Origin of the sequence: Nitrosophilus labii (assembly GCF_014466985.1) — a bacterium.
In the GTDB taxonomy this organism is placed as follows: domain Bacteria; phylum Campylobacterota; class Campylobacteria; order Campylobacterales; family Nitratiruptoraceae; genus Nitrosophilus_A; species Nitrosophilus_A labii.
The window spans coordinates 1487701-1501432 of sequence record NZ_AP022826.1 but is presented as its reverse complement, the minus strand read 5'-3'; the positions used below and the strand labels follow the sequence as shown (position 1 = coordinate 1501432).

At 34.6% G+C, this 13732-nt stretch carries 10 protein-coding genes and 2 pseudogenes; 5 read left to right on the top strand and 7 right to left on the bottom strand.

The annotated features are described in order from the left end of the window. Positions 1 to 22: 22 nt before the first annotated feature. Positions 23 to 1189 carry an IS256 family transposase gene (locus NIL_RS07490; protein WP_187647175.1) on the top strand — a complete coding sequence of 389 codons (1167 nt, stop codon included), beginning with the start codon at positions 23 to 25 and terminating at the stop codon, positions 1187 to 1189. A 278-nt stretch (positions 1190 to 1467) separates the two neighbouring features. On the opposite strand, the pseudogene NIL_RS07485 reads toward NIL_RS07490, so the two are convergent. Beyond that, positions 1468 to 2640: pseudogene (locus NIL_RS07485) on the bottom strand (IS3 family transposase). A gap of 92 nt (positions 2641 to 2732) precedes the next feature. On the opposite strand from NIL_RS07485, the pseudogene NIL_RS11000 reads away from it, so the two are divergent. Continuing rightward, positions 2733 to 3337, top strand: a pseudogene (locus tag NIL_RS11000) (IS1595 family transposase); the annotation flags it as partial. 27 nt (positions 3338 to 3364) lie between these two features. Here NIL_RS11000 and istB read toward each other — a convergent pair. The 3 genes from istB to NIL_RS07460 all read right to left on the bottom strand — a co-directional run bounded on the left by istB (position 3365) and on the right by NIL_RS07460 (position 6965). Continuing rightward, complete coding sequence (gene istB / locus NIL_RS07470; RefSeq protein WP_246434416.1) at positions 3365 to 4180, bottom strand: IS21-like element helper ATPase IstB; 816 nt, start codon at positions 4178 to 4180, stop codon at positions 3365 to 3367. After that, entirely contained in the window at positions 4173 to 5309 is a 1137-nt protein-coding gene (gene istA, locus NIL_RS07465) for an IS21 family transposase (RefSeq protein WP_246434482.1), read from the bottom strand. Before istA ends, istB begins: the two co-directional genes overlap by 8 nt. A gap of 324 nt (positions 5310 to 5633) precedes the next feature. Then, the gene (locus NIL_RS07460) at positions 5634 to 6965 is read right to left on the bottom strand and encodes an OprD family outer membrane porin (RefSeq protein WP_187647174.1); all 1332 of its coding nucleotides are present in this window, start codon (positions 6963 to 6965) and stop codon (positions 5634 to 5636) included. 312 nt (positions 6966 to 7277) lie between these two features. Between NIL_RS07460 and NIL_RS07455 the strand changes: the two genes are divergently transcribed. Then, positions 7278 to 8060, top strand: a complete 783-nt coding sequence (locus tag NIL_RS07455) for a transposase (RefSeq protein ID WP_306344629.1) — start codon at positions 7278 to 7280, stop codon at positions 8058 to 8060. A gap of 382 nt (positions 8061 to 8442) precedes the next feature. Here the strand turns inward: NIL_RS07455 and NIL_RS07450 are convergent, their stop codons facing one another. Next, the gene (locus NIL_RS07450) at positions 8443 to 8841 is read right to left on the bottom strand and encodes a thioredoxin family protein (protein ID WP_187647172.1); all 399 of its coding nucleotides are present in this window, start codon (positions 8839 to 8841) and stop codon (positions 8443 to 8445) included. A gap of 59 nt (positions 8842 to 8900) precedes the next feature. Between NIL_RS07450 and NIL_RS07445 the strand changes: the two genes are divergently transcribed. Further along, entirely contained in the window at positions 8901 to 9269 is a 369-nt protein-coding gene (locus tag NIL_RS07445) for an HIT family protein (RefSeq protein ID WP_187647171.1), read from the top strand. Next, positions 9266 to 11242: a M3 family metallopeptidase gene (locus NIL_RS07440; protein WP_187647170.1), complete on the top strand. Its 1977-nt coding sequence runs from the start codon at positions 9266 to 9268 to the stop codon at positions 11240 to 11242. The genes NIL_RS07445 and NIL_RS07440 overlap by 4 nt, the downstream gene beginning before the upstream one ends. A gap of 34 nt (positions 11243 to 11276) precedes the next feature. On the opposite strand, the gene NIL_RS07435 is transcribed toward NIL_RS07440, so the two are convergent. Both NIL_RS07435 and NIL_RS07430 read right to left on the bottom strand, forming a co-directional pair. Then, on the bottom strand, positions 11277 to 12161 hold the full coding sequence (locus tag NIL_RS07435; protein WP_187647169.1) for a ketopantoate reductase family protein: 885 nt from the start codon (positions 12159 to 12161) through the stop codon (positions 11277 to 11279). A 13-nt stretch (positions 12162 to 12174) separates the two neighbouring features. Continuing rightward, on the bottom strand, positions 12175 to 13731 hold the full coding sequence (locus tag NIL_RS07430) for a fatty acid--CoA ligase (RefSeq protein ID WP_187647168.1): 1557 nt from the start codon (positions 13729 to 13731) through the stop codon (positions 12175 to 12177). Between the last annotated feature and the right edge of the window lies 1 nt (position 13732).

Below are 13732 nucleotides of genomic sequence, written 5' to 3'. Positions count from 1 at the left end.
AACAAAAATATTCAAAGAGATAATGACACAGTTTGTAGTTGATGAAGATCCACTTTTATCAATGATGAAATGGATGATGGAACAGTTGATGAAGATAGAGTCCGAGATGAAAGTTGGAGCTAAAAAAGGTGAGCATAATAGTGAGAGAAAAAGCTATTTCAGTGGTTATAGACCAAGAAGGTTCGATACGAGACTAGGGACAGTTTATCTTATGATTCCAAAGATAAGAAAAGGTGGCTACATTCCCTTTTTCATCACCGAAAAGAGAAGAAGTGAACAGGCTCTGATTTCGATGGTGAAAGAGGCATACGTCAATGGAATATCAACAAGAAAGATAGAACGTTTGGCAAAAGAGCTTGGAATCGAGAATATCAGTGCATCACAGGTATCACAAATCAACAAAGGGCTAGATGAACAAGTAGAAGAGTTTCGAAACAGACCACTGCAAAAAGAGTATCCCAACGCAAGGGTTGATGCTTTGTATGAGAAAGTGAGAGACTATGAAGGAAGAGTGGTATCTACCGCTATTATGATAGCCTATGGTGTGACATTGGAAGGAAAAAGAGAAGTATTGGCGATCGAGCCTTTTGTCAATGAAAGCGTAGAGAGCTGGAAGAGTTTTTTTGATAAACTCAAACAAAGAGGCATAGAAAAGATTGCCCTTCTTGTCAGTGATGCACATTTAGGGATTCAAAAGGCTTTCAAAGAGAGTTTTATTGGCGCATCATGGCAACGGTGTAAAGTCCATTTTATGCGTAATATCCTGGCTCATGTTCCACCTAAAGCAAAAGAGAAATTTGCAGCCAAACTCAAACAAATCTGGCTGCAAAACAGCAAAAAGGAAGCTTATCTTATAGCCCAAGCTATTATCGATGAATATGGCAAAAAATTCCCTGAAGCTACCCAAGTGCTTCAAAATGGATTGGAAGACTCTTTGCAGTTTTATCACTTCCCGCAAATTGATAAAAGGAGGATAAGTTCGACAAATGTGTTAGAAAGAATCAACAAGGAGATTAGAAGACGCTCTAAAGTAGTATCTGTTTTTCCATCAAGAGAGTCCTATATTAGACTCATTACCACATACTTGATGGAGTACACTGAAGACTGGGAGATTGAGAGAAGCTATATTCATCCACAAAAGCTTCAAGAGGTGATGGAAATCTATGAGGTGCAGCTTAAAGCTGCTTGATATCCAATGAAATACAACTTGCTGGAAAGTAAAATTGCGAACAAAACTTGACAGTATCGCAACACTCAATTTATTAATAAAATTTCAATTAAGATAATATATCGAGTATTTAACATAATTCTTCTTTAATTTAAACAGTTACAATTTAATAACTCAACTTTCGCACATAAAACCTAACTGTTTTTTAGTATGAGTTCTTAAAAAATAGATAATTTGTTCTAAATCTTAAACTGTCCCATTTGTCAAGACAACTTTTTTAGCATTCATCTTTCAGCTTTTCAAGCTGCTTTTTCTTTTGATGTCTGATAGACATTCATCGGTCTGTTATAGTTTAAAGATGAATGCATTCGATTGAAATTGTAAAATTTGATGTAGTTTCGTATGCCTGTTCTGAGTTCCTTAACGTTGCTATATTCCCTGAGATAGATCTCTTCATATTTGAGTGTTCTAAAGAAGCGCTCTATTGCAATGTTATCGATACTTCTTCCTTTAGAGTTCATAGAGATTGTGATGCCATACTTTTTTAAAAGTTTGGTATGATTATCACTTGTATATTGACTTCCTTAATCTGAATTGAAGATTTGGGGTACTCCATGTATATCGATAGCATCTTGAAGTGTCTGTGTCACTAATGATACATCTATAGTGTGTTGGAAAGCCTCCACGATAGCAAGGCTTTAGAGTGCCAATCGATAATGGCGCATAGATACATAAAGCCACCCTTGACTGGGATATAGGTAATATACCACTCCACACTCTATTTGGTCTATCCACAACTACTTGACCTTTATCGTTTTAAAGGCTTTCAAAGAGTAAGGATAGATTGTGTGCTCTTTGGCTTTGGTGCTGGTTTGTTTCTTTCTTTTAGGATAAATTGCAGCAATTCCTAAAAGTTGCATCAATCTATGTACTTTATTATGACCTATATGCCAACCTTCCTCTTTGAGCCTAGCGTGGATTCTACGATAGCCATAGGTTGCAACATCGGTATATATCTCATCGATACGGCGCATAATCTTCAAATCGTATTCGCTTATTCCTTTTGGTTTATAGTAAAGTGTGGAGCGATTGAGACCCAAAAGTTCACATTGTCTCGTCAAAGAGATGGTTTTAAGCTTGGACTCGACGAGACTTTTCTTACTTGATAAGTCCAAGCTTTTTAGTTTTCCCACTGCCCAGTCTCTTTCTATTGTGGTCTTTCCTAAAGTTTTCGCTAAAACTTCATTCTCAATTTCTAGCTCTTTTATCTTTTCTCTATACTCTTTTGTAGCCTCTGCGATATCGAATGCCAAAGAAGCGTTTTCTAAAAACTTCTTCTTCCATTGGTTGAGTGTTTGAACGCTGATACCATATTTACTTGCTATCTTTGCAGCAGGCTCCTCATCTTTTCATAGCTCCAATACTACTTTGGTCTTAAACTCTGCGCTATAGCTTTTTTTCTTTTTGCTCATCTTTAGCCCCTTTCTTTTTCCCTCTTATCATTTTAGCTAATTTGAAGCTCCTTATTAGATTTTGTTGTCTAAAATTTTAGGGGCATTAGAGTTTTTGCTTAGATTTAACAGCAAAACAGACATCTGAAATAACAAAAATTAATCGAAATACAATCAATAGATATTTTAATAAATTCAGAGAGAGAATAGTGAGACTTTGTCAAATTGATTCTCCATTTCAGGGAGAAATTGAAGTTAATGAGAGTTATTTTGGAGCAAAAAGAGTAAAAGGTAAAAGAGGCAGAGGAGCAAAAGGAAAAACTATCGTATTTGGTATTTTAAAAAGAAATGGTAAAGTTTATACAGAGATAGTTTCAGATGTTCAAAAAGACACATTACAGGCAATAATTAGAGGGAAAATTTCGATAGAGAGTGTAATTTATTCTGACAAATTGAGAGGTTATAACTAACTTTTGATATTGGTTATGACAAGCATTTTAGAGTAAATCATGGTGACAATGAATTTGCAAATGGAAAGAATCACATTAATGACATAGAATCATTTTGGAGTTATGCTAAAATGAGATTATATAAATTTAGAAGACTCTCTAAAGACAAATTCAATTTACACTTAAAAGAGTGTGAGTTTAGATTTAATAATCGTCATAATGATTTATTGTCAACAGCAACCCAAAAATGTACCACTTCGGCAATGTAAAAATGCACCACCTGTTACATTGAGAAACTAACTGTTTAACCCTGTAAAAATACCTGCTTTTCTTTTTTGCTTAAGCCTATAGCTTTCACCCTGAATGTTTAAGATATGACTGTGATGAATAAGTCTATCAAGTATTGCAGTAGTCAATGCTTCATCATTGTTAAGTACCTCCTTGAATTTGGTAAAGTTAAGATTGGATGTGATTATGATCGAGCCGCTCTCGTATCTTTTGTTGATTACCTGGAAAAAGAGGTTGGCCTGATTTTCATTTAGTTTTATATATCCAAATTCATCTATTATCAAGAGTTTTGGGATATTTATCACTTTTTTAAAATAGTCGTTCAATCTGCCTGCCTGCTGGGCTATTTCAAGCTGCAATAGCAGATCTGCAGCGGTAATAAACCTGGTCTTTATTCTATTTTGTGTTGCTATATATCCCAAGGCTATGGCAAGATGGGTTTTTCCTACACCGCTTGGACCAATAAGCAGGATATTTTCGGCATTATCTATAAACCTTAGAGTAGATAGTTCATTTATCATATTTTTATCTACAGATGAGCTTTTAAAGTCAAACATCTCTAAAGTTTTAACCTTTGGAAATCCCGCCAATCTAAGAGTGGTTTCTTTGGACCTTTGAATCTTTTTTTCATACTCATACTCAAATAGTTTCAATAAAAACCGGGTATATGAGAGATTCTCTTTCATAGACTGTTCTGCGATATATGAGTAGCTCTCTTGTATTGCCGGTAATCTGAAAATTAGGGCATACTCTTTTATTCTTTCATCTATAGAGGCTGCTTCATATGATATGCTCTTTTTTTGTATTGATTTATTGCTACTCATTTACAGCCTCCTGTAACAAATCCTCATAATCTTTCAAAGAGGTTTGTGGTTCTATTTTTACTTTATCATCCAATATTTTTAAATAAAGTTTATTATCCTCTTTTGAATATTCGGTTTTTCTAAAAAAGTTGTTGTTTTTATCTATTGACACAAAAACCTTTTTGTTTGTAGAATTACTTTTCGTATGTATCATTAATGAACTCCTCGGCTCTGCTGTTTTTACAAGTGGCAGCAGAGCCTTCTTTTCTATTTCAAACAGTTCTCTCGGTTTTTGCTTCAGTGTAGAATGTACTCTATTACTTGTAATCTCAAGCCAGCTAAATATTTGTGAATTTAAAAGCTTACAATCGATGACAAGAGAAGAATTTTTCAGCTTTGCTTTTAAGGGTATATAGAAGTTTCTTTTCAAATATCCTATATATCTTTCAACTTTCCCTTTCGTTTTAGCTCTATATGGTTTGCATAGAAGTGGATTGAAACCGTAGTCTCGTGAAAAATCAAGAAACTTTTCATTAAATTTGTGTTTTCCTGCTCCATATGCGTTTCTTTTTATTACAACACTTTTTAGGTTATCATAAAGTATATTTTTAGGTATTCCGCCAAAGTAAGAATATGCTTTTTTATGGCAATCTTCAAATGTCTCATATCTCATATTGTCCGTAAAACAGACGTATGTATATCTGCTGTATCCAAGTATCATTATAAATGCATATATTGGATTTTTGCCGCCTTTTATAACTGTCCAGTCAACTTGAGCTTGCTCACCAGGCAAAGTCTCAAATCTTACAATACTCTCCTCTTTTAAAGGCATAAACTTTTTATATAAATCACTTACAAAGCTTTGAACAACTCTTCCTTTTCCTTCATATCCCATATCCAAAATCTCCCTGTAAATAACAGTGGAAGGGATTTTATCTGGCAAAGCCTCTTTTACTCTTTTTTCAATATACGATTTAAAAGTATCGAGCTTCGATTTGTAAACAACTTTTTTCCTTGGTTTCAAACTCTCTTCCTTGAGTCTTTTTGAAATTGTTCTTCTATCTAAACCGGTAATTCTCGATATCCCCCTTATGCTGTACCCCTGCTTTTTTAAAGTGTGTATCATTACAAACTCCTCATAGCTTATCATTTCATCCAATCTCCCTCTTTAAAACTAAAGAAGAAGATTTTACAAAATCTTCTATTTTTTAACTTCGCAGGTGGTACATTTTCACTTTGCCGTTATGGTGTATTTTAGCATTGCCGATGACATTTATTAAAATTCTTATAAAAAACTTTAGAAAAGAACCTCTAAACGGGTCTTGACCCTAAATTTATTAAGAATTTTAGTTTTTGGGGTTTTTAGAAATATTGGAAGTTGAGTGATAATATCTTGTGCAAGTTGTAATTGATACCTAATTTCTTCTATTTTAGTAATATAATCGTTTGGCAAAAGCCAAACGATTATTGTTCCTTAGAAGTTATAGTTGGCGATAAGTCTATATTCGTTCCAGCCTAGGTCGTTGCCGCTGGAGTTTTCGTAGAAGTTTCTAGGGAAGTTGCCTCTAAATCTTAGTTGTAGGTTTTTGACGTTTTTAGGATAGTAGATAAAGTCAAAACCTGCTTCCGTTGCTGTCCACGAGTGATTAGGAGAGTATGCGTTATTACTACCTACGTCAAATGAGGTATAATAGAGGGTAGTTTTAAGATTTATACCAAAAGAGTTCCATTTATAAGTACCGGCTACTTTCCATGCGTCCGTATCGGCAAAGAACTGATGTCTAGTAACCATACCTTGAGTGAAAGCAGGCATACCTCCCCAAGGGGTTATAATACCTCCATTTACTGCTGCATTAGTATTAGAGTCTGTTGTTGAGTAAGCTCCGTAAACGGTTAAGTTGTTATAACTACCGCCTACTTTAAAGCCTATATAACTTGAGTCTACCTTTCCGGCATAACTGTCGCCTACATCACTTTCATTAATATATTGTAAAGCTGCAAAAGGTTTTATATCTTCACTTAATAGAGAGTTCCATTTAAAATCGGCTTGAAGGTAGATTGCGTTTAGTATATCATAAGCATAGTAATCCCAAGCTTGTAAAGTAAGGTTTTTAATACCTTTGTAGATTATAGCGCCCGCAGTAACCCCGTCTGTTTCCGTTCCTATGGCGTACCATCCCATATCTTCGAATCTTCCTATACTGGCATTTGGGTTTGCACCGTAACCTGCCGTTAGGGCTAAAGCGGTAGAGCCTCTGTATTGGTTAAAGAATGTTCCGGGAGCAACTTTTGTAACATGAGCCGCAACCAAAGTTGTATCCGGAAGGTCTGTATTTGTTAAGACATAAGCTTCAAAAAGAGTTGGTATCATTCTTGCATCATCAGCTGCTGCAAGAGGGGTATTGAGTTTTTGGCGTCCTGCTTTTATTGAAGTATTGCCATTTTTGTACTGAATATATGCTTCACCTACAAAAGAGTAGCTATCACCATTGTCACCAAGTATTGATGTATGGACTTTAGCCGGGTCTGAGCTATTAAGACCGAAATCATTGTCACTATAGAGACCTATTCCGGCACTAAAGCCTTTGTAATCTGCAGTTTGGTAGTGTAAATCTACTCCAACTGCAAAAGCACTGTAGTCAGTTTTAGCCGATTCAAGGGCTCCTTGCCAGTTTCTATCGATATAAAAAGCTCTTACGTGACCATTTAAAGTTCCGTTTTTAAAAGCTTCGTCTAAACTGTCCGCCGCAAAACCAGATGTTAGCAAAAGTGAAGCTGTTAAAATAGAAAAGGAAAATTTCCTCATTTTTTCTCCTACTAATAAATTTTGTACAATAAAGCCTAAAGAGATGAGCAAGGATGACTACATAGCTTCTAGGTCACTGTCTCAAACTTAAGCTAAAAGAGTAGTTTGAGATAAACCTCAAAGGAGTCTATCACCTTACTTTTAGTCCCAATAGGTTGATTAGGATTAGAGCCTGTGTCACAGTGGAGATAGGACAAAAGCAAGATAAAACTTGCTCATCTGTTTAGACTCATAAACTATCATCAAGGAGGATTGGATATGCAATACCAATTTTTTAGGTATCGATATTGCAAAGGATAGCTTTGATATAGCATTGATAGATACCAATCAAAAGCTTTTGAAAAAGGAAAAAGAGTAAATATCCAATCCTCTACTTTACGAAAGAGCAAGACCGACACAATAGATGCAAAGTATATTGCACTCTTTGGCTTTTATCACTGCAATAATCTCTCTTTAGCCACAAGTGAGCTTTTTCGCTCAATAAAGCCTCTTCTTCGAGAAAGAGTGGCTCTTTCACAAGAAGTGGCAAAGCTAAAGAGAGAGATAAAAGCCTTGGTCGATCAGCTCTTTTATGAACTATCAAAGAACTACAACATTTTTACTAAGAGCATTCTTCATTTGCTCTTGCAAGCCCCTTCACGAAAAAGAGTAAGGAACTTGAAAGAGCAAATGATTCAAAGAATATTAGACCAAGCTTCTGAAGGCAAAACCAAACTATCTGCAAAAACTATCAAGGAACTTGCCAAAAAATCTATTGGTATCTCATCCTCCTCTTTAGAAGCCATCTTACAATCAAAAATAAGACACCTTCTTACTTTACAAGAAGAGATTACTCTTCTTGTAAAAAGAGTTGAAGAGGAGATAGACCAAGACCTTGATGATGACATTACTATTCTCTCCTCTATCTCTGGCATTGGCAAAACAGCGGCTATCTCTTTTTTAGGTGAACTTGGCTCTATTAACAAGTTTTGCTCCTATAAAAAGTTTTGTGCCTTTATTGGTACCGACCTAGCTATTTATCAAAGTGGCTCCTCTTTGCACTCCTTTGGCAAGATTACCAAAAGAGGCAATAGATATCTTCGAAGAACCCTTTGACTTATGGCTTTAGTGTTATTCGCAACTCCCATACTTTTAGAGCCTACTTCAACAAAAAAAGAGATGAAGGCAAACCCTTCAAGCAAGCCGTTATTGCCACTGCCAATAAACTTTTAAGAACAATTTATGCTATGTTAAAGAACAGAACCAAATTTATTGATAATTTAGCCACTTGCTCTGTTTCTATCTGAAACAGAACTTTTAAGCTTTCTATTTTATTTTTTGGAGGTGTTGTTTATAGTTGACTCCTTCAAAAAAATTTATTATTTTAATTAGTATAATTGTATAAACTTACGCTATTAAAAAATATTAATACTATTTAAAATGGTTATAAAAGTTATGAGAGTGTGTAAAAAAGAAGCGAATTTTGAGAAAGTTAAAATTAATGTTTGCTTCTTTTTAGAACATATAAAAGATCCGTTTTAAAGTCTTTAACATCCCAATATCCTACAGATTTTCCTATCAATTTTCCATCTTTTGTCAAGAAAAAAGTGGTAGGGACGTATTTTGCTTTTAAAGAGGAAGGATACTCTTTTTTTTCTCTTGCAACTTTTACTGCAATAAAATTGCTATTGATGATTTCTTCGATGATTTTATCTTTTAAAGTGGTGTTTTTCATCTTTTCGCACCATCGACAAGGAGGATTTAATCTTTCCATAAATACTAAAATTGGTTTATTCTCTTCTATAGCCTTTTTTTGAGCTGTATTAAAATCTTTTTCCCACTTAATATCGGAAAATAATGATGATATAATTAATGCGAAAAGTAAAAGGTGTTTCATAAACACTCCTAAACGAATTTTATATGATATTTTACTACAAAAACAGTGAAAGGGACTAAGTGATATACGAAAACGACTTTATAATCGTAGAAGTACACGAAAGTGAGATTCCTTGGTTGAAGATCTTTGCTAAGAAAAAATGCAAAGAGATGAGCGAGTGTGATGAAGAGACTAAAAGGCATATTTTTAAAGCGTTGGAGTTAATTGAAAAAGAGATGATAAAATATTTCAAACCCTATAAAATAAACATAGCCTCATTTGGAAACTATGTTCCCCAAGTGCATTGGCATATAATGTCTAGGTTTAAAGAAGATAACTATTTTCCAGAACCTATGTGGGGTAAAAAACAAAGAGAAGCAGTGTTGAATTTGCCCGACTTTGAAAAATTTTGTAAAAATATGGAAAAAATTTTGGAGGAGAATTTATGAATTTTGTCGAATTCAGAGTGACCGAAGATAATTTAGACAATCAAAAAGAGTTGGTTTTAAAAACTATAGAAGAAAATAGAAAAAGAGTCGAAGAGCTTTTAAAGCAAGATGAAAAAAACTATAAAAATTTTGTAAGACTTTTGCAGCTGATGGAGGAAAAACTTGGCTTTTATTTTAGCCCTATTTCTCATTTGAACTATGTTAAAAACTCTCCTAAGACTGAAGAGGTATATAATCTTCTTTTACCGGAAATAAGCCGTTATCATACCGAGCTTGGACAAAATGAAGATATATATGCTTATTTAAAAGAGATTATGGACAAAGAGAGAGATAATTTAAACGAAGAGGAAAAGAAAGTTTTAAAAGATCTACTTTTAGAGTTTGAGCTGAGCGGAGTAGGATTACAAAAGAGCAAGAAAGATAGATTAAAAGAGATAAATATTGAACTTAGCGAACTAACTTCCAAGTTTGCTCAAAACCTTTTAAAAGCTACCGATAGCTATGAGATGTTGATAGAAGATTATGAGGATGTAAAAGAGCTTCCAAAAAGGGATCTAGAGGCCGCTAAGATAGAAAAAGAGGGAAAAGTTTTTTATAGATTTACATTAAAGCAGCCAAGCTATGTTGCATATATGACATATGGAAGCAATAGAGGAAAAAGAGAAGAGCTGTATCGCGCATACGTAACTAGAGCTCCGCAAAATGAGGAGTTAATAGAGAAAATTTTAGAGTTAAGAGATGAAAAGGCAAAGCTTTTGGGATTTAACAATTATGCCGAGTTTAGTTTAAAGACTAAAATGGCCGCGGATCCTAAAATCGTAGTAGAGTTTTTGAAAGAGTTGGCTAGAAAAAGTAAGGCGCAAGCTCAAAAAGAGTATGAAGAACTTAAAAAATTTGCAAAAGAGAAAGGGTTTGACAAAGAGCTTCAAGCTTATGATCTGGCTTACTTTAGCGAAAAACTAAAAAAAGAGAAATTTAACATAGATGAAGACTTATACAGGCCGTTTTTTGAAAAAAACAGAACCATTGAGGGGTTATTTAGATTTTTAAAAAAACTTTTTAAATTGGATTTTGAAAAAGTTGATACTCCTGTATGGCATGAGAGTGTGAGCTGCTACGAATTAAGTAGATTTGGAAAAAAAATAGGTAGACTCTATATGGATTTGGAAAGCAGAGAGGGCAAAAGAGGCGGAGCGTGGATGGATGAGTGGATCACACATCATATTGATGAAAATGGGAAAGAGGTATTGCCGATAGCTTACATTGTAGCAAATTTTGCTGAGTCTACAAAAGATGCTCCATCTTTGCTTAGACCTAGCGATGTGGAGACTCTCTTTCACGAGATGGGACACGCGTTGCATCATCTACTGAGCACAGTAAAAGAGCCGGCGGTTAGTGGTATAGCAGGTGTTGAGTGGGATGCTGTAGAGTTTCCAAGTCAGTTTTTGGAAAATTTTGCATACGAAAAAGAGGTTTTAAAAGAGTTTGCTTACCATTACGAAACAAATGAGCCTTTAAGTGAAGATATGATAAAGAGGCTTGTTGAGTCTAAAAATTTTCAATCGGCTATGGCTATGGTAAGGCAGTTAGAATTTGGACTTTTTGATATGCTAGTTCATATGGGGACAAAGAGCTCAAAAGAGGTTCAAAAGATATTGGATGAGGTAAGAGAAGAAGTCTCTGTGGTAAAACCTCCAAAATATAACAAATTCCAGTGGGGATTCTCTCATATTTTTGCTGGAGGATATGCTGCTGGGTATTATAGTTACAAATGGGCTGAAGTACTCAGTGCGGATGCTTATTTTATGTTTGTAGATAACGGAATATATAATGATGAGATTAGTGAGAGTTATTTGAAAGAGATTTTATGTAAAGGTGGAAGTAGACCGGCAATGGAGAGTTTCAAAGCATTTGCAGGGCGTGAACCTAAAAGCGAAGCTTTGTTAAAATTGTGCGGAATATCTCAGTTTTAATCAAAATCTCCAACCTTAAGGCCAGGGGAATAAATCAGATTTGATTTTGGGGTTTCAATTCGGTATATATTTTTTTGATTTTAGAGTTTTTTTCGTTTATATGTAGTTTGACTAAATAACCTAATATGTTGTCTATTTCTGTTTTAGTTTTATTTTCAAAATCAAGCTGCATAGATGTTTTTGAGTTTGGGGGAGATTTTAAAAGAAGCTCTATTGCTCTTTTTTTGTCATCTTGTTCTAAGGAGACGCCTTTTTCGTTTGCTATCTGGATAATCTCATCAAGCAGAGTCTCATACTCTTTTAAATGATTTTTCCCTATCTCGCCGAATGTGGCTTTATAGTAGCTTGTCAGTGCCGAGGTTGCCGCGATGAATAGATACTTTTTCCAGATCTCTTTATCTATCTGTTTTGTAAGTTTGGTTTTTATGTCAGATTTTTCAAAAAGATCTTTTAACCATAAAAGAGAATTAACTTCATAATCTTTTCCAAAAACTATATATGCACCTTTTCCTTTTAAGGTTATCTCGTTTTTACCTGTTTTGTTTGAGATAATATATATAGCCCCTTTAGCTACGTTTGAGTCTTTAAAACTATTTTTTAAGATCTCATAAGGTTCTATACCGTTTAAAAGAGGCAAGATGATAGTATGTTTTGATACGTTATTTTCTATATTTTTTACGGCTTCTTTTAAAACATAACTTTTGACGGCAAAAATAACGCAGTCGTAAACTATATCTTTTGGAGGAGTTTGATAGGTGCTAAAGTTTTTATAAAAACTCTTTTTGCCATCTTCTATCAACACGATACCATCTTTAAGATTTTGAGGATTTTGCGTAATAAGATCTACTTTAGTCACTTTGGACAATTTTGCACCTATATATCCTCCTACTCCTCCGACGCCAACTATTGCTATTTTCATTTTTTCCTTGTTTTTAAGACCTATCGGCTTTGCCAAGCTTCTCTTTCAGAACTCTTTTTAAAACTTTTCCGGTGGCGTTTTTTGGAAGTTCATCCACTATAAATACTGACTTTGGTATTTTAAAATTGGCTAAGTGCTCTTTTAGGTATTTTTTTATCTCATTTTCGCTGATTTTAGCATCCTCCTCAATTTCAACGTAAGCTATAGGTACTTCTCCACTTTTTTCATCCTTTTGGCCTATTACGGCTGCGGCTTTGATGTAAGGATTGTTCATCAATATCTCTTCTATCTCTCTTGGGTAGATGTTGATACCTTTTGAGATAATAAGATCTTTTTTTCTATCTACTATATAAATAAAACCATCTTCGTCTATATATCCCAAATCTCCGGTTCTTAGCCATCCGTTTACTATAGTTTCCGACGTGGCTTCAGGGCGATTTAGGTAGCCTTGCATTACATTGTCGCCTTTTACTATAATCTCTCCTATCTCTCCTAATGGAAGTTCTACCATATCTTCATCTACTATTTTGACTTCAACTCCTGGGATTGCCGGACCCACCGATTTTGGTTTTTGTTTTTTGGGAAGATTTACCGCAACCACCGGAGAGCATTCGCTAAGTCCGTAGCCCTCTAGGAGCTTTCCTTTTTTAAATTTTTGGCTAAATCTTTTTAAAGTATCTTCAGGAAGTGCCGCAGCTCCACTAATGTAAAATTTAACTTTGTTAAACCAGTGAAAATACCAAGGAAGTTTTGCTTTTGACAAAGCTTTGTAAACATCGGGAACTCCGGTAAAAATAGTAACTCTTTTTAAAAGAACCTGTTTGATTATATTTGAAAAAGGCATTATGGATCTAACTATAACGATGGGACTTGCAAAATATAGCGGAAGAAGTACAGTTACCGTTAGAGTAAATGAGTGAAACATAGGCAAATAGACTATAAATCTATCTTTGGGCGTGATAGTTAAGAGTTTTTCCACTCCCAATATGTTTGAAAATATGTTTCTATAAGTAAGTATAGCGCCTTTTGGTTTACCGGTAGTACCTGAAGTATATATGATAGTAGCAATATGATCTATATCGGCATTGAAGAGTATTTTTTCGTGGGATTCTAGATTTGACAAAATCTCTTTAAAGCTTATATTTCTCTCGTCAAGCTCCTCAAAATCGCCCTCCCATATAATCTTTTGGATAGAGGTTTTATCGAAAAGATTTTTGGTCTCTTTTGAGAACTTTGCCGATGAGATTAGAATCTTTGCGTTAGAGTCGTTTAGGATATAGGCTATCTCTTCCTCTTTTAAAAAGGTATTTATGGGTACTGGGATTGCCCCTAATTTGCCGGCAGCTAGAAATGAAACTATGAATTCTGGCGAATTTACTACTAATATGCCTATTTTGTCGTTCTCTTTTATCCCGATAAATTCTAAAAACCTAGCAAAAGTATCTACTTTAAGTTTCAATCTTTTATATGAGATCTTTCTATCTCCGTCAAAAAGGGCCGTATGTTTTGGCCTTTTTTGAGCGTGAAGCGAGAGAATTTCATAAAAGCTGTTGAATCTGTATTCGAGCATT

What these genes read in the sequence shown, in the direction of transcription:
- NIL_RS07490 (WP_187647175.1), top strand. Translation starts at nt 23, where the DNA reads ATGACACAGTTTGTAGTTGATGAAGATCCACTTTTATCAATGATGAAA.
- istB (WP_246434416.1), bottom strand. Translation starts at nt 4,180, where the DNA reads ATGAGTAGCAATAAATCAATACAAAAAAAGAGCATATCATATGAAGCA.
- istA (WP_246434482.1), bottom strand. Translation starts at nt 5,309, where the DNA reads ATGATAAGCTATGAGGAGTTTGTAATGATACACACTTTAAAAAAGCAG.
- NIL_RS07460 (WP_187647174.1), bottom strand. Translation starts at nt 6,965, where the DNA reads ATGAGGAAATTTTCCTTTTCTATTTTAACAGCTTCACTTTTGCTAACA.
- NIL_RS07450 (WP_187647172.1), bottom strand. Translation starts at nt 8,841, where the DNA reads ATGAAACACCTTTTACTTTTCGCATTAATTATATCATCATTATTTTCC.
- NIL_RS07440 (WP_187647170.1), top strand. Translation starts at nt 9,266, where the DNA reads ATGAATTTTGTCGAATTCAGAGTGACCGAAGATAATTTAGACAATCAA.
- NIL_RS07435 (WP_187647169.1), bottom strand. Translation starts at nt 12,161, where the DNA reads ATGAAAATAGCAATAGTTGGCGTCGGAGGAGTAGGAGGATATATAGGT.
- NIL_RS07430 (WP_187647168.1), bottom strand. Translation starts at nt 13,731, where the DNA reads ATGCTCGAATACAGATTCAACAGCTTTTATGAAATTCTCTCGCTTCAC.